We start from the raw sequence: 23310 nt of genomic DNA on the forward strand, positions 1-23310 counted from the left end.
ACCCGATGCAATTGCGTAAATTACTTCTGCCAGGACTGCTTTCTGTTACGTTATTGAGTGGCTGTTCACTGTTCAGTGGCGAAGAAGATGTTGTAAAAATGTCCCCGCTGCCGACTGTTGAAAATCAGTTTACCCCGTCAACCGCGTGGAGCTCTTCCGTGGGTGATGGAATCGGTGATTTCTATTCCAACCTGCATCCGGCGTATGCCGATAGCGTTGTCTATGCGGCTGATCGCAAAGGCACCGTGCGCGCGTTCAACGCCGATGACGGGAAAGAAGTCTGGTCGGTCAATCTGGCCGAAAAAGACGGTTGGTTCTCCCGTACGCCGGCACTGCTCTCGGGCGGCGTGACCGTTTCCGGCGGTCATGTCTATATCGGTAGCGAAAAAGCGCAGGTCTATGCGCTGAACGCCAGCGACGGTTCTATTGCATGGCAAACTCGCGTAGCGGGTGAAGCCCTGTCTCGTCCGGTTGTGAGCGACGGTCTGGTGCTGATTCATACCAGCAACGGCCAGCTGCAGGCGCTGAACGAAGCTGACGGTGCCGTGAAATGGACTGTGAACCTGGACATGCCAGCCCTGTCTCTGCGCGGCGAATCTGCCCCTGCTACCGCGTTTGGTGCGGCTATCGTGGGCGGTGATAACGGTCGCGTCAGCGCCGTGCTGATGCAGCAGGGTCAGATGATTTGGCAGCAGCGTATCTCCCAGGCAACCGGTCCGACTGAAATTGACCGTCTGAGCGACGTCGATACCACGCCAGTTATCGTTGATAACGTGGTTTATGCGCTGGCTTATAACGGTAACCTGACGGCGCTGGATCTGCGCAGCGGCCAGGTTATGTGGAAACGTGAGCTGGGTTCAGTGAACGATTTCGTGGTCGAGGGCAACCGCATCTACCTGGTGGATCAGAACGACCGTCTGCTGGCGCTGAACACCGACGGTGGTGTCACGCTGTGGACGCAGAGCGATCTGCTGCACCGTCTGCTGACCGCACCTGCGCTGTACAATGGCAGCCTGGTCGTGGGCGATAGCGAAGGTTATATGCACTGGATTGATCCGGAAACGGGTCGCTTCGTGGCGCAGGAAAAAGTCGACAGCTCTGGTTTCCTGACCGATCCGGTTGTGGCTGACGGCAAACTGCTGATCCAGGCAAAAGACGGTACGCTCTACGCGATCACGCGTTAATCGTCTCGTTTGTAGTATAATAAACGGCTCCTGTTAACTCAGGGGCCGTTTTGACTTTTATAAAAACGCCGCAACTGCGACGTTTATTTGAATTTATGAGGCTTCAAACATGGTACCTGTGGTCGCGCTTGTCGGGCGCCCGAACGTTGGAAAATCCACTCTTTTTAACCGTTTAACACGCACCCGTGATGCGCTGGTGGCGGATTTCCCGGGGCTGACTCGTGACCGTAAGTACGGTCGTGCTGAAGTGGAAGGTCGCGAGTTTATCTGTATCGATACGGGGGGTATCGACGGTACAGAAGACGGTGTGGAAACGCGCATGGCAGAGCAATCTCTGCTGGCGATTGAAGAGGCGGACATTGTTCTGTTCATGGTAGACGCACGTGCGGGCCTGATGCCTGCCGATACGGCTATCGCCAAACACCTGCGCTCTCGCGAAAAGCCAACGTTCCTGGTGGCGAACAAAACTGACGGTATTGATGCCGATCAGGCGGTAGCGGATTTCTGGGCCCTGGGCCTTGGTGAAATCTACCCGATTGCCGCGTCTCATGGCCGCGGTGTCACCAGCCTGCTCGAAACCGTTCTGCTGCCGTGGGTTGACGAAGTAAACCCGCCGGAAGAAGTGGACGAAGACGCTGAATACTGGGCGCAGTTCGAAGCCGATCAAGAGGGCGCAGAAGAAGAACCTGAAGATGATTTTAATCCGCAGGATCTGCCGATCAAACTCGCTATTGTCGGTCGTCCGAACGTAGGTAAGTCCACACTGACCAACCGTATTCTCGGCGAAGACCGCGTGGTGGTCTACGACATGCCGGGCACCACGCGTGACAGTATTTACATCCCGATGGAACGTGACGAGCGCGAATATGTGCTCATCGACACGGCGGGCGTGCGTAAGCGCGGTAAAATCACCGATGTAGTGGAAAAATTCTCCGTTATCAAAACGCTGCAGGCGATTGAAGATGCCAACGTGGTGATGCTGGTCATCGACGCGCGTGAAGGCATCTCCGATCAGGACCTGTCGCTGCTGGGCTTTATCCTCAATAGTGGGCGCTCACTTGTTATCGTCGTCAACAAATGGGATGGCCTGAGCAACGAAGTGCGTGAGCAAGTCAAAGAGATGCTGGACTTCCGTCTGGGCTTCATCGACTTTGCCCGTGTGCACTTCATCTCTGCGCTGCACGGCAGCGGCGTGGGCAACCTGTTCGAATCCGTTCGCGAAGCCTACGACAGTTCCACCCGTCGTGTAAGCACCGCCATGCTGACGCGCATCATGACCATGGCAGCAGAAGACCATCAGCCGCCGTTGGTGCGAGGCCGTCGCGTGAAGCTGAAATACGCCCACGCCGGTGGTTACAACCCGCCAATCGTGGTGATTCACGGTAATCAGGTGAAAGATCTGCCGGATTCCTACAAGCGTTATCTGATGAACTACTTCCGTAAATCGCTGGATGTGATGGGTACGCCTATCCGTATTCAGTTCAAGGAAGGGGATAACCCGTTTGCGAACAAACGCAACACGCTAACGCCGAACCAGATGCGTAAGCGTAAGCGCTTGATTAAACACATCAAGAAAGGCAAATAATTGCACACTAAAAACCCGACTGAGTCGGGTTTTTTGCCTTTTGTCCTCCACAACTCATGACGGAGTGGAACATGCAGTTAGGGTTTATTGGGCTTGGTGCCGTGGTTGAGACGGCCTATTTACCGGCGTTGCGACAGATTTTCGATACTCCTTTGCATTGCGTTGGTTTCGATCTTCGCCCCGAGCGCGAGCTTGCAGGCGTGGTGCGCTGCCCGTCCCTGCAGCAACTGCTGACCAGTCCGATAGACACCCTGTTTGTCACCACCTCTTCATTGCATCACCTCGATGCGCTTGAGCTGGCCTTATCCTCAGCGATTCCGCGTATCGTGGTGGAAAAACCGGTTGTCGCGACGCTTTCACAAATCGAAAGACTCAAAACGCTGCTCGCAAAACCTGAAGCCGCTGCTCGCGTGCTGGCGCTCGATCACTGGATGGCGCGAAGCGGTGCCATGCAACTGGCGTTGGGCATTCTGAACCCGGCCTGGCAGCCGGAACGGGAAAATCAGACGGCAGGCCGGGTGGTCAATTCACTTGATGAGATCGTCAAAATCGAAGGATTTCTTCAGGAGCCTAGCGGCTTCAACGCTGCGGGAGAACCTGTCGCGCTGAATTTTGCCACCGGTGAGCCTGATACCCGCCAGCTTCGCCACCCGGACGGTGTCATCATTGATATCGGTACCCATGTGCTGGCGATGATGCGAGAAACCGTGCGCGCGCTCGGCGGAAATCACGCACTGTCTTTGCAGGTGATAACCGCGACAGATCGTCTCGGCCGCCCGATTGCCACAGGCGATCTGCTCACCGCCGAAGGCGAAGCTCATCTTCAGGGCCATGTGAGCGGTATTCCGGTGGATATCTGGCTGAACAAATATGCCGGGCCTGCGGGTGGGCAAAAAGGGCTTCGGCTGCATCTACGTGACGGGCGCATTATCAGCCACGACCGACGCGGCACCGAGGATGTTCTCGAACTGATTGACGGCGAAAACGTGCAGCGCTGGACGCTTCCGGGGGCCATCTACGCGCACTGTCTGGCAGAGCATATTTTGGGGGAAAAGAGCCTGTACGAGAGGGCTCCAGGAGAGGTGGCATTCACCACGCAGCGGCGGCTGGAAGAGGTCGAACTCCTGCTGAAATTACAGCAACAGCTGCGTGGCTCACACTGATCGCGGCGTGGTAAAATACCTCAAAACCTTTTTAAGGAGTCACGATGTCTATCATCTGTCCGGATTGCCATGCAGAGCTGGAACCCGTAAACGGAATGGCGCACTGCGAGAGTTGCGATAAAGATATCGCGCTGGAAGCGCTATGCCCTGATTGCCATCAGCCGCTTCAGGTGTTGAAAGCCTGCGGTGCGGTCGATTATTTTTGCCAGAACGGGCACGGCCTGATTTCGAAGAAACGCGTTGAATTCAAGCCGGTTTAAACCGGCTTTTTCTTGCGTGTCTTTTTCGCGGGAGTGATACCTTTCACTTCACTTTCTACCCAGCCGTCGGCCAGGCGGGTTGTCAGCACGTCACCGGCTTTCACCTGTTTGGTCTGCTTCAGCACCGTGCCGTCTGTCGCCGTGGTCACGCTGTAGCCGCGCGCCAGCGTTGAAAGCGGACTAACGGCTTCCAGATGCGTCACCGCATTACCAAAACGCTCACGGGTACTGCTCAGGCGTGCGCGGATGTTCTCACCCAGACGATATTCAAGCTGCTGCATACGTGTCTGCGCGCGATAGATGCGCGGCTGCGGGTTTTGCTGATTCAGGCGCTGGGTTATCCGCTGCTGGCGCGAAACCGCGCGCTTGAGTTGATTATCCAGAGCAAAATTCATCCGCTGGCGCAGACGCTCAAGCACCGTTTGCTGACGTGCCAGACGCAGCTGCGGGTGCTGCTGCTGTAGCCGATGCTGCAACTGGATAAAACGACGATTACGGTTGGCGAGGAAATAGTCCATCGCCATTTCCAGACGCTGCTGGCCGTTCTGCAACTGGCGCAATAGTTCCAGCTGATTACGGCTCACGATTTCGGCGGCGGCAGATGGCGTCGGCGCGCGCATGTCCGCGACAAAATCAGCGATCGTGACGTCAGTTTCATGCCCGACCGCGCTGACAATGGGAATAACGCTGTCGAAAATCGCCCGCGCCACGCGCTCGTCGTTGAAACTCCACAGATCTTCCAGAGAACCACCGCCGCGCCCGACGATTAACACGTCACACTCCTGGCGCGCGTTTGCCAGCGCAATGGCACGCACAATCTGGCCCGGCGCATCGTCGCCCTGCACGGCAGTCGGGTAAATCACAACGGGCAGCGACGGATCGCGACGCTTCAGCACGTGTAAAATATCGTGCAGCGCCGCACCGGTTTTAGAGGTTATCACCCCCACGCAATGGGCGGGAGAGGGCAGGGATTTCTTGAACTGCTGATCGAACAGGCCTTCCGCTGACAGTTTTGCTTTTAGCTGCTCGTATTTTTGCTGCAGTAAGCCTTCACCCGCCGGCTGCATGCTCTCGACGATGATCTGATAATCACCGCGCGGTTCATACAGCGTGATATTGGCGCGAACCAAAACCTGCTGGCCGTGCTGAGGGCGGAACGTCACCCGACGATTGCTGTTGCGGAACATGGCACAGCGCACCTGAGCGGTGTCGTCTTTCAGCGTAAAGTACCAGTGGCCGGATGACGGCTGCGTGAAATTAGAGATCTCTCCGCTGATCCAGACCTGTCCCATTTCCTGCTCGAGCAGCAAACGAACCGATTGATTGAGGCGGCTAACGGTAAAAATTGAGGGGCTTTGGGAGGATAACATGTGAGCGGGATCAAATTCTAAATCAGCAAGTTATTCAGTCGATAGTAACCTGCCCGGAGGCAATCGCAAGCATTTTTTATAAAAAAGTGTGGATGCAATCGGTTACGCTCTGTATAATGCCACGGCAATATTTAACCACCCAGGTCAGAGATATTGCCCATGCTACGTATCGCTAAAGAAGCACTGACGTTTGACGACGTCCTCCTCGTTCCCGCTCATTCCACCGTTCTGCCGAATACTGCCGATCTCAGCACGCAGTTGACTAAAACCATTCGCCTGAACATTCCTATGCTCTCTGCGGCTATGGACACCGTGACTGAAGCGCGCCTGGCAATTGCCCTGGCACAGGAAGGTGGCATCGGCTTTATTCACAAAAACATGTCTATCGAGCGTCAGGCGGATGAAGTTCGCCGCGTGAAAAAACATGAATCCGGTATTGTTTCCGATCCCCAGACCGTTCTGCCAACCACTACCCTGCACGAAGTGAAAGCGCTGACCGAGCGTAATGGCTTTGCGGGCTACCCGGTCGTGACTGAAGACAACGAACTGGTGGGTATCATTACTGGCCGTGACGTGCGCTTCGTGACCGACTTGAACCAGCCTGTCAGCGTCTACATGACGCCGAAAGAGCGTCTGGTGACCGTGCGTGAAGGCGAAACCCGTGAAGTCGTGCTGGCTAAAATGCACGAAAAACGCGTTGAAAAAGCGCTGGTTGTGGATAACAGCTTCCACCTGCGTGGCATGATCACCGTAAAAGATTTCCAGAAAGCAGAACGTAAACCCAACGCCTGTAAAGACGAGCGTGGCCGTCTGCGCGTAGGCGCTGCGGTGGGTGCAGGCGCTGGCAACGAAGAGCGCGTTGATGCGCTGGTCGCTGCGGGCGTTGACATTCTGCTGATCGACTCCTCTCACGGTCATTCCGAAGGCGTTCTGCAACGTATTCGCGATACCCGTGCAAAATACCCTGATCTGCAGATCATCGGCGGTAACGTCGCAACCGGCGCAGGTGCCCGTGCTCTGGCTGATGCCGGTTGTAGCGCTGTGAAAGTGGGTATCGGCCCTGGCTCCATCTGTACGACGCGTATCGTAACCGGCGTGGGCGTTCCGCAGATCACCGCCGTTTCTGACGCGGTAGAAGCGCTGGAAGGCACCGGTATTCCGGTTATCGCCGACGGCGGTATCCGCTTCTCTGGTGATATCGCGAAAGCCATCGCGGCAGGTGCAGCGGCGGTGATGGTTGGCTCTATGCTGGCCGGTACCGAAGAGTCTCCGGGCGAAATTGAACTGTTCCAGGGCCGTTCTTATAAATCTTACCGTGGTATGGGTTCTCTGGGCGCGATGTCCAAAGGTTCTTCAGACCGTTACTTCCAGACGGATAACGCAGCCGACAAACTGGTACCGGAAGGTATCGAAGGTCGCGTGGCGTACAAAGGCCGTCTGAAAGAGATTATCCACCAGCAGATGGGCGGCCTGCGTTCCTGTATGGGTCTGACCGGCTGTGGTACTATCGACCTGCTGCGTACTAAAGCGGAATTTGTACGTATCAGCGGTGCGGGTATCCAGGAAAGCCACGTTCACGACGTGACAATCACCAAAGAGTCCCCGAACTACCGTCTGGGCTCCTGATAAGTTTCCGCGCCCGGCTCAATGCCGGGCGCTTTGTTTCACTTGCCTCGGAATTAGCGTCAATGACGGAAAACATTCATAAACATCGCATTCTTATCCTGGATTTCGGTTCTCAGTACACTCAGCTGGTGGCACGTCGCGTGCGTGAACTTGGCGTTTACTGTGAGCTGTGGGCGTGGGATGTCACGGAAGCACAAATCCGTGAATTCAATCCAAGCGGCATCATCCTTTCCGGCGGCCCGGAAAGCACCACCGAACATAACAGCCCGCGCGCCCCGCAATACGTCTTTGAAGCCGGTGTTCCTGTCTTCGGCGTCTGCTACGGCATGCAGACCATGGCAATGCAGCTGGGCGGCCACGTTGAATCCTCTAACGAACGTGAGTTTGGCTACGCGCAGGTCGAAGTGCTGACCGACAGCGCCCTGGTTCGCGGTATCGAAGATTCCCTGACCGCTGAAGGCAAACCGCTGCTCGACGTCTGGATGAGCCACGGCGATAAAGTGACCGCGATTCCTTCCGATTTCGTCACCGTTGCCAGCACCGAAAGCTGCCCGTTTGCCATTATGGCGAACGAAGAAAAACGCTTCTACGGCGTTCAGTTCCACCCAGAAGTGACCCACACCCGTCAGGGTATGCGTATGCTGGACCGCTTCGTTCGCGATATCTGCCAGTGTGAAGCGCTCTGGACCCCTGCGAAAATCATCGACGACGCCGTTGAGCGTATCCGCAAACAGGTTGGCGACGATAAAGTGATCCTCGGCCTGTCCGGTGGCGTTGACTCCTCCGTGACCGCGATGCTGCTGCACCGTGCTATTGGCAAAAACCTGACCTGCGTCTTCGTGGACAATGGTCTGCTGCGCCTGAACGAAGCCCAGCAGGTGATGGACATGTTCGGCGACCATTTCGGTCTGAACATTGTTCACGTTGAAGGCGAAGAGCGCTTCCTGTCCGCATTGGCGGGCGAAAACGATCCGGAAGCCAAACGTAAAATCATTGGCCGCGTGTTTGTTGAAGTGTTCGACGAACAGGCGCTGCGCCTGGAAGACGTGAAATGGCTGGCGCAAGGCACCATCTACCCGGACGTGATCGAATCCGCTGCTTCCGCAACGGGTAAAGCACACGTCATCAAATCTCACCACAACGTGGGCGGCCTGCCGAAAGAGATGAAGATGGGTCTGGTTGAACCGCTGCGTGAGCTGTTCAAAGATGAAGTACGTAAAATTGGTCTGGAGCTGGGCCTGCCGTACGACATGCTTTACCGTCACCCGTTCCCGGGTCCAGGTCTGGGCGTGCGCGTGCTGGGCGAAGTGAAGAAAGAGTACTGCGACCTGCTGCGTCGTGCGGATGCAATTTTCATTGAAGAGCTGCATAAAGCCGACCTGTACAACAAAGTGAGCCAGGCGTTCACTGTGTTCCTGCCAGTACGCTCCGTCGGCGTCATGGGTGATGGCCGTAAGTACGACTGGGTTGTCTCCCTGCGTGCCGTCGAAACCATCGACTTCATGACCGCTCACTGGGCACACCTGCCGTATGACTTCCTTGGCCGCGTATCAAACCGCATCATCAACGAAGTTAACGGGATTTCCCGTGTCGTTTATGACATCAGCGGTAAGCCACCGGCGACGATTGAGTGGGAATAATTTTCCCCCTCTAGTCACACAAAACCCTCTGCCTCGCCAGAGGGTTTTTTATTGTGGCGCTGCACAACCACCATCCCTACAGCCAGCCCCCCAATTATCACCGTCAATCCACATGACACCCACATTGCACCGAACACACCCAGTTCCCGGTTCAGCCATGCGTAAGCAAAGGGCGATACCGCTGCCATGACCTGCGCCGGAATGAGCAAGACGCCTGTGCGTCGCGCGTAATCCTCAGCAGGAAAAAGCTGTAACGGCAGCGTGGCTTTTACGATAGTCACCAGCCCGTTGATGGCACCATAGCCCAGCACAAATCCGGCAGCCGCCCAGATAAAGGTGCTGGCGCTGAGTCCGGTCAAAAAACAGAGGGGCATAGCGAGGGCAGTGATGAGCGTCAGTCGCAGCGGCGAGAGATGCGCCCCGGCAACCACCTCCGTAAATCGTGCTCCCGTCTGGCCAATGCCCCAGAGCATCCCCAAGGACGCCGGAAGCCCTACGCTTGCGATAAATTCCGGTAAGTGCGTGGATGTGCCGTTCGAAACAAAGGTAATGAGCGCAATGAAGGCGGCGTAGAGCAGGCCGTTGCGGCGATCCTGATGATTGGCATGCGCTGTCGCTTTCCGCATTGTGCCGACCGGCACCCTGTGGCCTGGAAGTGCGCGGATAAGCGCCGCACTCAGCAGACCGGCCAGGGCATAAACCAGCAGTGCTTCACGCCAGCTCATAAATGTAAGCAGTTTCGCGCCCAGCGGCCAGAACACGGCAGAGGCCAGCCCGCCCGCCAGCGTGACGTGTGAAATCGTCCGTCGGGCACTCTGGCCGTAGAGATTCACCAGCGAGGCGAACAGGGCATCGTACAGAGACAGGCGCATGCCGACCCCTGCCAGCAGCCACGCCGCGTACCAGCCAGGCAACGCGTGCACGCAGGCCATGACGGCACAACTCACGGCGATCATCAGCGTGCCGCTCATCACCACGAGCTGCCCGCCAAATCGGGCCAGCAGCCTGGCGACAAAAGGCGACACCGTCGCCATCACCAGCATGGCGAGGGTCAGGCCAAGGTAGATCTGTGGTGACGACCAGCGCATGTCTGCGGCGATTGCGTGGGCAAAGGTCCCTGGCATGTAAAAGGTAATTCCCCAGTTGATCAACTGATTGCCTCCGGCAGCAACAGGAAGCAGGCGGGGGAGGGCAGGTGTTTTCATTATTTTTCATTCCGTCAGGCAGTTGTGATCACCATACTGCGCACGGTAAGGTGCTGGCAGGCCTCTGTGTTTATGACTCCTATAAGAGAAACTTTGCGATGACGACGCTGAATCTGGGCAATCTGGCGACCTTCCGGCTGGTGATCCAGCGCGGCAGCTTTTCGGCTGCGGCGGATATATTGGGCCTTTCTCAACCAGCGGTGAGCCTGCAGGTGCGCCAGCTTGAGCAATTTCTGCGAACGCGTCTGGTCGAACGTACCGGGCGTGGCATCAAAGCCACCGCTGCGGGGCTGGCGCTACTTGAGCATGGCAATCGTATTGAGCAGGTAGTGGAAGAGGCGATCCGGTCGGTCAGCGAGTTTAGTCATGAGATCAGTGGCACTATTACGCTGGGTACGGGGGCCACGGCCTGTATTCACCTTTTGCCGCCGTTGCTACAGCAGCTGCGTGAGGAGCATCCGCTATTACGCGTCGGCGTAACGACGGGAAACACGCTGGATGTGGTGCGCGCCGTGGAGGAGAACCGTCTGGATATCGGACTGGTCACACTCCCGGCAAGCGGTCGGGCGCTGGAGGTGATGCCCCTACTCGATGAAGAGTTTGTCCTGATAATTTCCCAGGTGCAGGACGAGGAGATAGCGCTGTTTACCCCGCAAATATTGCACGCACTTCCCCTGATAGCCTTCGAATCGGGGAGTGGCACGCGGGATTTAATCGATGGCTGGTTTAATGCATGCGATCTGGAGGTCTGCCCTGTGATGCAGCTGGGCAGTATCGAAGCCATTAAGCGCATGGTTCGCGCAGGATTGGGATACAGCATTGTCCCGCGTATGGCGGTCGAAAACGCAGTGGATCGCGAAGGGCTGTGCGTGCGGTCGCTGAACCCCGTTCTGCATCGTCAGTTAGGTATCGTCATGCGGCAAGACAAAATTCTCAGTAAGGGAATTTCCGAAGTGATTCGTTTATTGCGCGAGAAGGTTAATGGTTAACGGAGTCCAGCGGCTGGCTGACTTGCTGAGACTGGATTTTATCTTGATGGTGATACCAGGCGCCAATGGAGGAGTACACGAAGCGGCCGAAGAAAAACAGGAAGCTGATAAGCAAGATAATGCGGGTCATTCGAGTGTTAAATCGATGTCGTTTCTGCATACGCGTTGCCTGGCTCACTGTGTTTTCCTGGGTATACCCTTTTGGGCGATGGGACTATTAAGTCACAGCGGGAAGCAAGGGTCAATTCGGAGTGTGTAAAAAATCGTCAATGTAATGATTCGTTGATGTTATCGATATTAATTCAATAATTTACCAGGCTGATAGAAAACAGAAAACGACCCGAGAAAATTGTAATAATTGGTTTTTTGAATTCATATTCTTGCGTTAGGTCAATTCTTGCGCGGCATTGATCACTAAAATCCTCCCTCCACGGTGTTTTCTCATGAAAATACTGTGCGTCAAAATGTCAGGTTGGATGCCTGTCTGAAATTACCCTATGGATGAAGGGGCTTAACCAGGCGCCTATGAACATTCTCTCTTTTTTACAGCAAAACAAAGATCGCTGGTGGGCGCTCCCCCTTCTTTTGCCTGTTATTTTTCTGCCCCTGCTGAACGTTGCGAGCACTTATACCCAGTTAAACGGCGGAAGCATCGTACTCTATTACATGCCGTTGTCGTTTCTGCTCTCCGCAATGCTGTTTTTCGGGCTCGCAGCACTGCCTGGCATCATTCTGGCGCTGTTTTTACGTTACTACGACACGGTCAGCCTCTATGAGACCGTGGCGCTCATCTGCCATTTTATCGTTCCGCTCACCCTGAGCTGGGGCGGATATCGGGTGTTTGCTCCCCGGCGAAATATGGTGGCATACGGCAATACAAAGCTGATGGCACAACGTATCTTCTGGCAGGTTTTATGCCCGTCGACGCTATTTTTAGTGCTGTTCCAGTTTGCCGTTTACCTCGGCGTCTATGAAACCCGACAGAGCGTGGCCGGGCTAAATCCGCTGACCATTCGCACCCTGATCAATTTTCAGGGGCTGCTGGTCGGCGGATTGACGGGAGTGCCGTTCAGCTATCTGGTGATTCGCGTGTTCCGCCATCCGCGTTATCTCAAAGCGCTCATATCACAGATCCGAACGCAGATTGATAAGAAAGTTACTGCGGCGGAGTTTGTTCTCTGGCTTGCCGCGCTGGCAGGCCTGCTTTCACTGCTGCTGGTGCCCACGAGCGACAGCAGCTCAATTTTTAGCACTAACTACACGCTGTCGCTGATGATGCCGGTGATGCTGTGGGGCTCAATGCGGTTTGGCTATAAGCTGATGTCGATCATCTGGACGCCGGTGCTGATGGTCTCAATTCACTATTTTTACCACTATATTCCGCTCGGCCAGGGCTACGACATTCACCTGGCGATCACGTCGTCGAGCTATCTGGTCTTCTCTTTTGTGGTGATTTACATGGCGATGCTGGCTACGCGCCAGCGGGTGATCACGCGCCATGCCAGACGCCTGGCTTTTCTCGATCCGGTTGTGCACATGCCGAATCTGCGGGCGTTATCGCGTGCGTTGTCTAAATCACCCTGGTCAACGCTCTGTATGCTGCGCGTACCGGAACTTGAAGTTCTGAGCCGCAACTACGGCGTGCTGCTTCGAATTCAGTACAAACAGAAGCTAGCGGAGTGGCTCAAGAGTTTCCTGCAGCCCAATGAGTGCGTGTATCAGCTGTCCGGATGCGATCTGGCGATACGGCTGAACACTGAGTCACACGTGGCACGCATTGAAGCGCTCGACGAACTCATTAAACAGTTCCGTTTTATCTGGGACGGGGTGCCGCTGCAACCGCAGGTGGGTATCAGCTATTGTTGTGTCCGTTCGCCGGTGACCCATCTCTATTTGCTGCTGGGCGAGCTGAGCATCATTGCGGATTTCTCGCTCTTCACCAACCATCCTGAGAACCTAAAACAGCGCGGCGCGGCTAATCTACAGCGTAGCCTGCGGGATAAAGTGGCGATGATGAACCGACTGCAGCGGGCGCTTGAGCACAATGAATTCCAGCTCATGGCGCAACGGGTGCAGGGCGTTCGCGGCGATCACTACCACGAAATCCTTTTACGCATGACCGATGAAAATGGCGTACTCATTACGCCGGATAAATTCCTGCCCGTGGCGCAGGAGTTTGGCTTGTCATCGCGCGTCGATCTCTGGGTGCTGGAAAGTACGCTGAAGTTTATGTCGGCGCATCGCGGCAGGCTGCCCGGCAAGCGATTTGCTATTAATCTCATGTCCTCAACCATCTGCCGATCGCAATTCCCCATTGAGGTTCACCGTTTGCTGGAGAAATACGGCATCGAAGCCTGGCAACTGATCTTTGAAATTACCGAGTGCAGCGGCTTTGGCAATGCGGATCTGGCGGATCAGATGGTCAAACAGCTGCAGAAGTTAGGGTGTCTGATTGCCATCGACGATTTTGGAACGGGCTACGCCAGCTATGCACGGTTGAAAAGCGTTGATGCCGATATCCTGAAAATAGACGGCAGCTTTATTCGTAACATTGCTGACAACAGCCTGGACTATCAGATTGTGGCGTCGATTTGCCATCTGGCGCGGATGAAGAAAATGCTGGTGGTGGCCGAATATGTGGAAAGTGAAGCGATTCGCAGCGCACTTAGCGCGCTAGGGATAGATTTTCTGCAGGGATATTTAATCGGTAAACCTGAGCCGCTGGAACAGCTGCTCGATTCTCAGGCGTCACCACTGGACGCCTGAGAACACAGGGTTACGCCGCCACGTCTGGCGACTGCTCTTCTTCGATTTTAAGCAACCAGCCGGTCACTCCTTCCCAGTACTGCTGCTCTTTTTCAAGATCTAAAAGCACCAGCGCATTCTGGCTAAACCAGTCGTGCGGGAAACTCAGCGTCCAGTGATGGTCGTCGGTTTTCAAGGTAAGCGTTGGCGGCGTCGTCGTCGCCTGACGCTGGTTATTAAGCAAAACGCCTAAACGCAAAAGCTGAATGAGCGGCAGGAACTGCTTTTTCTTGAACAGCGTAAAGCGCGGCAGATCGTCCAGTTTGATTGCCTTACGGTGATAGCGCACCAGTGTCGCCATCATCGTTTGTTGCTCCTGATTGAAGCCCGGCAGATCGCTGTTTTGCAGAATATAGGCCGAGTGGCGATGCATGCCGCTGTGGTTAATATTCAGGCCCACTTCGTGCAGCATCGTCGCCCACTTCAGCAGGGCAGCCAGCTGCGGATGCGCCAGCTTCGGGTTCTGCGCTTCCCACTGTTCGTAAATGTGGGTGGTGGTTTCCAGAACGCGCTTCGCCTGTTCACGGTCGATATTGTACTGATTCGCCAGGCTTTGCGCGGTACGGCTGCGAATATCCTGATGACGGAAGCGACCTTCCATTTCGTAAAGCACGCCTTCACGCAACGCCCCGTCGGACAGGCGCAGCTCGCGGATCGCCAGCGCATCGAAGACACCGCACAGAATCGCCAGCCCAGGGACGAAGACCGCCTTACGTTCGTCGGACAAGCCCGGCAGGCTCAGGGAGTCAAAACTTTTGTGTTTGAGCACTTCTTCCCGGAGTTTCTCCAGCCTTTCCGGAGTGATAATCCCGTCTTTTTCACCCATCGCCAGCAGCACTTCGTGTGCCGCTTTAATGCTACCGGACGCGCCGAGGGCTACATTCCAGCCCTGAATACGATACTGCCAGGCAAGCGATTCAAGTTTCTGAACGGCCGCCATGCGCGCGCGCTGGAAATTTTCACGGGTAATGGTGCCGCCAGGGAAGTACATCTGCGCAAAGCTGACGCAGCCCATACGGCGGCTTTCAACCAGTTTGGGTTCGAAGTCTTCGCCGATGACCAGCTCAGTCGACCCGCCGCCGATATCGATTACCAGTTTGCGGCCTTTTTCCGGCTGGGTATGTTCCACGCCCATAAAAATCAGACGCGCTTCTTCGTTACCCGAAATGATTTCAATCGGGTAGGGGATCACTTTTTCCGCGCGTTTGAGAAACTCTGGCGCATTCAATGCCTGACGCAGCGTGTGTGTTCCGACAATACACACGCTTGATGCGGAGAACCCTTGCAGGCGTTCGGCGAACAGCGACAGGCAGGCTAAACCGCGCTCCATCGCCTCTTCGCTGAGCATGTTTTTGTCGTCAAGACCATCGGCGAGATGAACGCGCTGCTTAAGGCGCCCGATGATCTGCATGGCGCCGTCGACCTCGCGGGCGATGACCATATGAAAGCTGTTAGAACCTAAATCGACCGCAGCAAATTCCTGCGGGCGTGGGGTCTTATCATTTATCGGCATAGGTTAATCAGGTTGCTCGAGTGATTTGATATAGTCGTAAATCGCCAGCTGTGAGCGCACTTTACGGCGATTGCCGCGCTGCACGTAGCGGTTACTCAGTTCTTTATCGATATAGCGAGCCTTAACGGTGTCACTCAGTTGCAGCTCAATAATATCGAGGATCCGCTGCTTCAGACGTGGGTCCAGCAGCGGCGTCGCGACTTCAATTCGGTAATCAATATTACGCGTCATCCAGTCCGCGGAAGAGAGATACACCTGTTTGTCGCCACCATTTTCAAAAATATAGATGCGATCGTGTTCCAGATAACGGTCAACGATGCTGGTCACGCGAATATTTTCGCTGATGCCTTCCAGTTCTGGAATCAGCGAGCACATGCCGCGAATCAGTAGATTCACCGGTACACCTGTGCTGGAGGCCGCATAAAGTCGATCCACCAGGCCTTTGTCGACCAGGTTATTGAGTTTGAGGGTAATGCCCGACGGCTCGCCTTTTTGCGCGGCGGCAATCTCTTTGTCGATCATCGCGTAGAGCAGGCGGCGCGAGTTCTGCGGGGAGACCAGCAGATAGTCGAAGCTCACCGGACGATACGGGTTCTCGATAAAGTTAAACACCCGGCGCACTTCGTTGGTGATGCGCGCGTCGGCGGTCAGCAGCGAGTAGTCCGTATACAGTCGCGCGGTTTTCTCGTTGAAGTTACCGGTCCCGATGTGGGCGTAGCGCACTACGTCATCACCTTCTTTACGGGAGATCAGGAACAGTTTGGCGTGAATTTTCAGCCCCGGCGCCGAGAAGATAACGTGCACACCGGCTTCCGTCAGACGACGCGCCCAGTGAATGTTTGCCTCTTCGTCGAAACGCGCCTGCAGCTCAACCACCACCGTCACTTTTTTACCGTTGTGCGCGGCGTGAATCATCGCATCGATAATGCGCGAGTCTTTTGCCACACGGTAGATGTTGATTTTAATCGCCAGCACGTTCGGATCGAACGACGCCTGTCGCAGCAGCTCCAGTACGTGTTCAAAGGTGTGGTACGGATAGTAAAGCAGCACGTCGCGCTCGCGAATGGCGTCGAATCCGTTACGGAACTTATCGAACCAGAGATGGCGCAGGCGCGGCAGCGGTTTGTTGACCAGATTGGCTTTGCCGACGTTCGGGAAGCTAATAAAGTCTTTAAAGTTGTGATAGCGTCCGCCCGGTACGATGGAGTCGTAGCGGGAGATAGTCAGCTTGTCGCGCAGCATTTCCACCATGGCGTCCGGCATATCGCGCTGATAAACAAAGCGCACCGGCTCGGCCGTCAAACGTTGCTTCAGACTGGAGGACATCAGCTCCATGAGGCTGGCTTCCATCTCGTGCACCAGATCGTACTCGGCGTCACGGGTCATTTTCATGGAATAGGCGTTCAGCGCATCGTAATCGAAGAAGCCTTTGAAAATGTCGTCGAGGCAGTAGCGCAGGATGTTATCCAGCAGGATCATCGGCTTGCGTCTGCGCGGAGTTTCCGGCGGCAGGTTCACAAAGCGTGGCACTTTATCCGAGGGGATCTCCAGCAGCGCGTAGCGAATGGAGTCGCCGCGAATAATCTCAACCGCCAGATAGGTGTAATCATCCTTCAGGAACTGCACCAGATCCGTTTCGCGATTGATAAGAATAGGGGTGATGTGCTGGCGCAGATAATGTTTGAAGTAGTGGCGCAGCCAGGTCTGTTGGTTGGCGGAGAGCTGACGTTCGTTAATCAGGAAGATTTGGTTACGCGCCATCTCCAGCAGCAGCTCGTTATACAAGCCGTCAAATTCCTGGTCGGCTTTCAGAACACGAGCCTGGATTTTACCCAGCAGATGGCGTGAATGGGAGTTCAGGCCTTGCTCTTCGCTGATGATGATCCGCCGCTTCAGTTCGGCAAAACGGACCTTATAAAATTCATCCAGGTTATTGGAATAAATACCCAGAAAACGCATCCGCTCAATCAGCGGATTACTTTTATCAGCCGCTTCCTGAAGCACGCGTTCGTTGAATGCTAACCAGCTTAGCTCTTTTTCGATGTATAACTTTTCCTGACCCATTACAACTTACACTCCGTTTCAATCACGGGACGCAGCAAATCCGTCTCGATTCTATTATGGCGAGCTTTGACACGAGATGTCCAACTGTGCCAGAAAAGTATGACAGTTAATTTTTTTTCTGGGGGATTTTAATGGGTTGGTGCGGATGAAGATGTGTTGGGCGGCGCGGCGCGTACCCGACTGGCAAAAACGTCGGCCCTGCAAGCGCAGCGCCGCCGGGAAAAACAGATTACTCGTCGGCCGCATAGCCCTGAGCGGGCAGCTTAACGCCATCCAGCCAGGCGGCGTTGTCGCGCATCTCAAGACGACCATCGACAAACCAGCTCACCACTAACGGGTAAATGGCGTGCTCCTGCGACTGAACGCGTTCGGTGATGTCGTCTTCATCGTCGCCGTCAAACACCGGGATTTTTGCCTGCAGAATGACCGGCCCGCCGTCCAGCTCGTCGGTGACGAAATGCACGGAAGTCCCATGCTCCTCATCGCCATTTTCCAGCACCTGACGGTGGGTATGCAGGCCTGGATATTTCGGCAGAAGAGAAGGGTGGATGTTCAGCAGACGGCCAGAGTAGTGGGAAACAAACCCCGGGCTGAGGATACGCATATAGCCGGCCAGCACCACGACATCCGGCGCGTAAGCGTCGATCTCCTGCACCAGCTCCCGGTCGAAGGCTTCTCGACTGGCAAACTGAGAGGCTTCCAGCGCGTGCGCCGGGATATGGGCATCCCGCGCACGCTCAAGGCCGAACGCATCGGCCTTGTTGCTGAATACTGCGCGAATGGTGCCATTGATCTGTTTCTGTTTGCAGGCGTCGATAATGGCCTGCAAATTGCTTCCGTTACCGGAAATGAGCACCACAATATTTTTCATTCAATGACCACGCGCTGTTCGGAATCAGAAGCTTTGATGATACCGATTTTCCACGCGTTTTCACCTTTCGCCTTCATCAGCTCAATGGCGTTGTCTGCTTCGCTGGCTGGCAGAGCAATCAGCATGCCGACGCCGCAGTTGAAGGTGCGATACATTTCGTGCTGGCTGACGTTACCTGCGGTTTGCAGCCAGTTGAACACCGCTGGCCACTGCCAGGAGGACGCGTCGATCACCGCCTGAGTATTGTCAGGCAGAACGCGCGGGATGTTTTCCCAGAAGCCGCCGCCGGTCAGGTGCGCAATGGCGTGCACGTCAACGTTCTCAATCAGCTCAAGAATGTTTTTCACGTAGATGCGGGTCGGTGCCAGCAGGTGATCGGCCAGCGGTTTGCCGTCGAGTTCCGTGGTTTCTGGATCGCAGCCGCTCACTTCGAGGATCTTACGCACCAGGGAATAACCGTTGGAGTGCGGGCCGCTGGAGCCGAGTGCAATCAGCACATCGCCATCGGTCACTTTGCTGCCGTCGATAATTTCTGATTTTTCTACCACGCCGACGCAGAAGCCTGCGACGTCGTAATCTTCACCGTGATACATCCCAGGCATTTCTGCCGTTTCGCCGCCGACCAGCGCACAGCCGGACTGCAGACAGCCTTCAGCGATACCGGTAATCACGCTGGATGCAGTATCCACGTCCAGTTTGCCGGTCGCGTAATAGTCGAGGAAGAAGAGGGGTTCAGCACCCTGCACCACAAGGTCGTTCACGCACATGGCCACCAGGTCGATGCCGATGGTGTCGTGGCGTTTGAGATCCATCGCCAGACGCAGTTTTGTTCCCACGCCGTCAGTGCCAGAAACCAGAACAGGCTCACGATATTTTTGCGGCAGTGCGCACAGTGCGCCAAATCCACCCAGACCACCCATCACTTCAGGGCGGCGAGTCTTTTTGACCACACCTTTGATTCGGTCAACCAGCGCATTACCTGCGTCAATATCAACACCGGCATCTTTATAGCTGAGAGAAGTTTTGTTGGTCACGGCTTAAGTCCCCACGCGATTGCATTGCATAGTAAGAAAAATCGGCGCAATTCTAACAGTCCAGGCAAACGTTTGCGAGCCTATTCTGCGGTCATAAAAAGTCGCTGAAAATTTACACATTTATACATCGGGCGGCGACAAACTTGATACCGTTCACGAAAATGAAACCGGTTTCGGTAATGTGCTTGCAACGGTCAGGAGCATTGCACATGATTTCACTGAAACCGGTTTCTGTAATTGTTTTTGCAGAAAATAACGCAGAATGAGGGAAAAGGCATGCCAGGATTCAAAGAAGGTTTTCTGTGGGGCGGCGCGGTGGCGGCGCATCAGCTGGAAGGTGGCTGGAAAGAGGGCGGTAAAGGAATCAGCGTTGCGGACGTAATGACGGTTGGCGCGCACGGCGTCCCGCGTGAAATCACCCAGGGCGTGATTCAGGGTAAAAACTATCCGAACCACGAAGCCATCGACTTCTACCATCGCTACAAAGAAGACATCAAACTTTTCGCTGAACTGGGCTTTAAATGCTTCCGCACATCGATTGCCTGGACGCGTATTTTCCCCAAAGGCGATGAGCTGGAGCCGAACGAAGCCGGTCTGAAATTCTACGACGACCTGTTCGACGAGTGCCTGAAATATGGCATTGAGCCGGTGATTACTCTTTCGCACTTCGAAATGCCTTTCCATCTGGTGACCGAATACGGTGGCTGGCGCAATCGCAAGCTGATCGACATGTTTGTGCGTTTCGCGACCGTGGTATTCAAGCGTTACCAGCACAAAGTGAAGTACTGGATGACCTTCAACGAGATCAACAACCAGGCTAACTTCCACGAAGATTTTGCGCCATTTACCAACTCCGGCCTGAAGTACGAGCCGGGCGAAGATCGCGAGCCGGTGATGTTCCAGGCTGCGCACTATGAGCTGGTGGCCAGCGCTCTGGCGGTGAAAGCCGGGCGTGAGATCAATCCGTCTCTGCAAATTGGCTGCATGATTGCCATGTGCCCAATCTATCCGCTGAGCTGCGCGCCAAACGACATCATGATGGCGATGAACGCCATGCATCGCCGCTACTGGTTCACCGACGTGCACGTGCGCGGGAAATATCCGCAGCACTTGCTTAACTACTTTGAGCGTCGCGGTTTTGGGCTGGATATTACCGAAGAAGATATTGCGGCACTGAAGCAGGGCTGTGTTGATTACATCGGTTTCAGCTACTACATGTCTTTCGCCACCAAAGCAACGCCGGACAACCCGCAGCTGGATTATGACGAAAGTAAAAGCCTGGTCTCCAACCCGTACGTTCAGAAATCCGACTGGGGCTGGCAGATTGACCCGGTGGGCCTGCGCTACTCCCTGAACTGGTTCTGGGATCACTATCAACTGCCACTGTTTATCGTCGAGAACGGCTTTGGCGCCATCGACGTGCAGGAGAGCGACGGCACGGTGAACGACCAGTACCGCATCGATTATCTCGACGCGCACATCCGAGAGATGAAAAAAGCGGTCGTTGAAGATGGCGTGGATCTGATGGGCTATACCCCGTGGGGCTGTATCGATCTGGTGTCGGCGGGCACGGGCGAAATGAAAAAACGCTACGGGTTTATCTTTGTCGATAAAGATAACGAAGGTAATGGCACCCTGAACCGCAGCAAGAAAAAATCATTCGACTGGTATCAGAAGGTTATCGCCACTAACGGCGCAGACCTGTAAGCGCAGCACAGCACGGTAACTATCCCCCGAAAAAGCCGGACTTTCCCTCCGGCTTTTTTTTCCTGTTTTATACTCTCTAACGCTCCCTAATCCACTTTGATTGATCAACGTCAAGCAAGATGGGTATGGCGAACCTGGAAAAAAGCGGTATAATCCGGCGATTTTTTTTGCGGTAGCCACCTCAGAGGAGAATGAGAATGAAGATTGTGGAAGTGAAACACCCACTCGTTAAACACAAGCTGGGCCTGATGCGTGAGCATGACATCAGCACGAAGCGTTTTCGCGAACTGGCCTCTGAAGTTGGAAGCTTACTGACTTACGAAGCAACGTCTGACCTGGAAACTGAAAAAGTGACCATCGAAGGCTGGAACGGCCCGGTCCAGGTTGAGCAGATCAAAGGCAAAAAAATTACCGTGGTGCCAATCCTGCGCGCAGGTCTGGGCATGATGGAAGGCGTGCTGGAGCACGTACCGAGCGCGCGTATTAGCGTTGTCGGTATCTACCGTAATGAAGAGACTCTCGAGCCGGTTCCGTATTTCCAGAAGCTGGTTTCCAATATCGACGAGCGTATGGCGCTGGTCGTTGACCCGATGCTCGCCACCGGCGGCTCAATGATCGCCACTATCGACCTGCTGAAAAACGCCGGCTGCAACAGCATTAAAGTGCTGGTGCTGGTTGCGGCACCGGAAGGTATCGCGGCGCTGGAAAAAGCGCATCCGGACGTAGAGCTGTATACCGCATCCATCGACCAGGGGCTGAACGAGCACGGGTACATCATCCCGGGGCTGGGCGATGCCGGCGATAAGATTTTTGGTACGAAATAATCGAATAACGAAAAAGAAGCCGACTTTGATAGTCGGCTTTTTTTTGAATAAAACACAAACAACTCACAATACTTAGAGGAAAACACTATGACGCGCCGTACTATCGGGGTGAGTGAAAGACCGCCGCTTTTGCAGACGATCCCGCTTAGTTTGCAGCATCTGTTTGCCATGTTTGGTGCGACCGTGCTGGTGCCAATCCTGTTTCACATTAACCCGGCTACCGTGCTGCTGTTCAACGGTGTCGGCACGCTGCTTTACCTTTTCATCTGTAAAGGCAAAATCCCGGCGTATCTGGGTTCCAGCTTTGCGTTTATCTCCCCGGTCCTGTTGCTGCTGCCATTAGGCTACGAAGTGGCGCTGGGCGGCTTTATCATGTGCGGTGCGCTGTTCTGCCTGGTAGCCTTCATTGTGAAGAAAGCCGGGACAGGCTGGCTGGATGTGATGTTCCCGCCTGCGGCGATGGGCGCAATCGTTGCCGTCATCGGTCTGGAGCTGGCGGGCGTGGCGGCCAATATGGCCGGGCTGCTGCCTGCGGACGGGCAATCACCTGAGTCTAAAACCATTATTATTTCGCTGGTGACCCTGGGCGTGACGGTGTTCGGCTCGGTGCTGTTCCGTGGTTTCCTGGCGATTATCCCGATTCTGATCGGGGTGCTGGCGGGCTATGCGCTCTCCTTTGCGATGGGAGTAGTGGACACCACTCCGATTGCCCAGGCGCATTGGTTTGCACTGCCAACCTTCTACACGCCGCGCTTTGAGTGGTTTGCGATCTTCACCATTTTGCCAGCGGCGCTGGTGGTGATTGCCGAGCACGTTGGGCACCTGGTGGTGACGGCGAATATCGTCAAAAAAGATCTGATCCGCGACCCCGGTCTGCACCGTTCGATGTTTGCTAACGGCCTGTCGACCATGATTTCCGGCTTCTTCGGCTCCACGCCAAACACCACTTACGGCGAGAACATCGGCGTAATGGCGATCACACGCGTCTACAGCACCTGGGTGATCGGCGGGGCGGCGATCTTTGCGATTCTGCTCTCCTGCGTCGGAAAACTGGCAGCGGCGATCCAGATTATCCCGGTCCCGGTCATCGGCGGTGTCTCACTGCTGCTCTACGGCGTGATCGGCGCATCCGGTATTCGCGTGCTGATTGAATCCAAAGTGGATTACAACAAAACGCAGAACCTGATCCTGACCTCGGTGATCCTGATTATCGGCGTGAGCGGCGCGAAAGTGCACATCGGTGCCGCTGAGCTGAAAGGCATGGCGTTGGCCACCATCGTCGGCGTAGGCCTGAGCCTGATCTTCAAACTGATCTCTGTGCTGCGCCCGGAAGAAGAAGTTCTCGACGCCGCTGACAGCGAAAAAGCATCACATTGATCGTTAAACCGGGCGGACGATCCGCCCGGTTCTCTCATTGCAGGTTCCGTGATAAACTCCCTCCCGATTTTATGTGAGACCTTGATCGAGGTA

The 23310-nt window shown here is 55.1% G+C and carries 18 protein-coding genes; 11 read left to right on the top strand and 7 right to left on the bottom strand.

Going from position 1 to position 23310, the window contains the following annotated elements:
• The first annotated feature begins 5 nt into the window (after positions 1-5).
• From bamB to F153LOC_RS00375, 4 genes are all read left to right on the top strand, one after another.
• Positions 6-1184: an outer membrane protein assembly factor BamB gene (gene bamB / locus F153LOC_RS00360; protein ID WP_100779325.1), complete on the top strand. Its 1179-nt coding sequence runs from the start codon at positions 6-8 to the stop codon at positions 1182-1184.
• A 109-nt stretch (positions 1185-1293) separates the two neighbouring features.
• Positions 1294-2769, top strand: coding sequence for a ribosome biogenesis GTPase Der (der, locus tag F153LOC_RS00365; protein WP_100780837.1), 1476 nt, complete (start codon positions 1294-1296; stop codon positions 2767-2769).
• Positions 2770-2840: 71 nt separating this feature from the next.
• The gene (locus tag F153LOC_RS00370; RefSeq protein WP_102104974.1) at positions 2841-3932 is read left to right on the top strand and encodes a Gfo/Idh/MocA family oxidoreductase; all 1092 of its coding nucleotides are present in this window, start codon (positions 2841-2843) and stop codon (positions 3930-3932) included.
• Positions 3933-3976: 44 nt separating this feature from the next.
• The gene (locus tag F153LOC_RS00375; protein WP_100779327.1) at positions 3977-4192 is read left to right on the top strand and encodes a zinc ribbon domain-containing protein; all 216 of its coding nucleotides are present in this window, start codon (positions 3977-3979) and stop codon (positions 4190-4192) included.
• Here F153LOC_RS00375 and xseA read toward each other — a convergent pair.
• Complete coding sequence (xseA, locus tag F153LOC_RS00380) at positions 4189-5562, bottom strand: exodeoxyribonuclease VII large subunit (protein ID WP_102104973.1); 1374 nt, start codon at positions 5560-5562, stop codon at positions 4189-4191. The genes F153LOC_RS00375 and xseA overlap by 4 nt on opposite strands.
• Before the next feature lie 159 nt (positions 5563-5721).
• On the opposite strand from xseA, the gene guaB reads away from it, so the two are divergent.
• Positions 5722-7188, top strand: a complete 1467-nt coding sequence (gene guaB, locus F153LOC_RS00385; protein ID WP_100779329.1) for an IMP dehydrogenase — start codon at positions 5722-5724, stop codon at positions 7186-7188.
• Between the two features lie 62 nt (positions 7189-7250).
• Positions 7251-8828: a glutamine-hydrolyzing GMP synthase gene (gene guaA / locus F153LOC_RS00390; RefSeq protein ID WP_100779330.1), complete on the top strand. Its 1578-nt coding sequence runs from the start codon at positions 7251-7253 to the stop codon at positions 8826-8828.
• Positions 8829-8842: 14 nt separating this feature from the next.
• On the opposite strand, the gene F153LOC_RS00395 is transcribed toward guaA, so the two are convergent.
• On the bottom strand, positions 8843-10033 hold the full coding sequence (locus F153LOC_RS00395) for an MFS transporter (RefSeq protein ID WP_102104972.1): 1191 nt from the start codon (positions 10031-10033) through the stop codon (positions 8843-8845).
• A gap of 98 nt (positions 10034-10131) precedes the next feature.
• Between F153LOC_RS00395 and F153LOC_RS00400 the strand changes: the two genes are divergently transcribed.
• Positions 10132-11022 (top strand): LysR family transcriptional regulator, encoded by an 891-nt coding sequence (locus F153LOC_RS00400; protein ID WP_102104971.1) that lies wholly within the window; start codon positions 10132-10134, stop codon positions 11020-11022.
• Here F153LOC_RS00400 and F153LOC_RS00405 read toward each other — a convergent pair.
• Entirely contained in the window at positions 11012-11182 is a 171-nt protein-coding gene (locus F153LOC_RS00405) for a YfgG family protein (RefSeq protein ID WP_100780838.1), read from the bottom strand. The genes F153LOC_RS00400 and F153LOC_RS00405 overlap by 11 nt on opposite strands.
• Positions 11183-11547: 365 nt before the next feature.
• Here F153LOC_RS00405 and F153LOC_RS00410 point away from each other — a divergent pair, with 365 nt between their 5' ends.
• Positions 11548-13788, top strand: coding sequence for an EAL domain-containing protein (locus F153LOC_RS00410; RefSeq protein WP_102104970.1), 2241 nt, complete (start codon positions 11548-11550; stop codon positions 13786-13788).
• Between the two features lie 10 nt (positions 13789-13798).
• Here F153LOC_RS00410 and ppx read toward each other — a convergent pair whose 3' ends face one another.
• From ppx to purM, 4 genes are all read right to left on the bottom strand, one after another.
• Complete coding sequence (gene ppx / locus F153LOC_RS00415; RefSeq protein WP_102104969.1) at positions 13799-15340, bottom strand: exopolyphosphatase; 1542 nt, start codon at positions 15338-15340, stop codon at positions 13799-13801.
• A 3-nt stretch (positions 15341-15343) separates the two neighbouring features.
• A complete protein-coding gene (gene ppk1 / locus F153LOC_RS00420; protein WP_100779335.1) occupies positions 15344-17404 on the bottom strand; it encodes a polyphosphate kinase 1 in 2061 nt (686 codons plus the stop codon).
• 229 nt (positions 17405-17633) lie between these two features.
• A complete protein-coding gene (gene purN, locus F153LOC_RS00425) occupies positions 17634-18275 on the bottom strand; it encodes a phosphoribosylglycinamide formyltransferase (protein WP_100779336.1) in 642 nt (213 codons plus the stop codon).
• Positions 18272-19309 (bottom strand): phosphoribosylformylglycinamidine cyclo-ligase, encoded by a 1038-nt coding sequence (gene purM, locus F153LOC_RS00430; RefSeq protein WP_102104968.1) that lies wholly within the window; start codon positions 19307-19309, stop codon positions 18272-18274. Before purM ends, purN begins: the two co-directional genes overlap by 4 nt.
• A 276-nt stretch (positions 19310-19585) precedes the next feature.
• On the opposite strand from purM, the gene F153LOC_RS00435 reads away from it, so the two are divergent.
• The 3 genes from F153LOC_RS00435 to uraA all read left to right on the top strand — a co-directional run bounded on the left by F153LOC_RS00435 (position 19586) and on the right by uraA (position 23217).
• Complete coding sequence (locus F153LOC_RS00435) at positions 19586-21016, top strand: 6-phospho-beta-glucosidase (protein WP_102104967.1); 1431 nt, start codon at positions 19586-19588, stop codon at positions 21014-21016.
• Between the two features lie 197 nt (positions 21017-21213).
• Complete coding sequence (upp, locus tag F153LOC_RS00440; protein WP_023308769.1) at positions 21214-21840, top strand: uracil phosphoribosyltransferase; 627 nt, start codon at positions 21214-21216, stop codon at positions 21838-21840.
• Between the two features lie 87 nt (positions 21841-21927).
• Complete coding sequence (gene uraA / locus F153LOC_RS00445) at positions 21928-23217, top strand: uracil permease (RefSeq protein ID WP_100779339.1); 1290 nt, start codon at positions 21928-21930, stop codon at positions 23215-23217.
• Positions 23218-23310: the final 93 nt, after the last annotated feature.

This window comes from Lelliottia sp. F153 (assembly GCF_002870005.1).
GTDB lineage: Bacteria > Pseudomonadota > Gammaproteobacteria > Enterobacterales > Enterobacteriaceae > Enterobacter > Enterobacter nimipressuralis.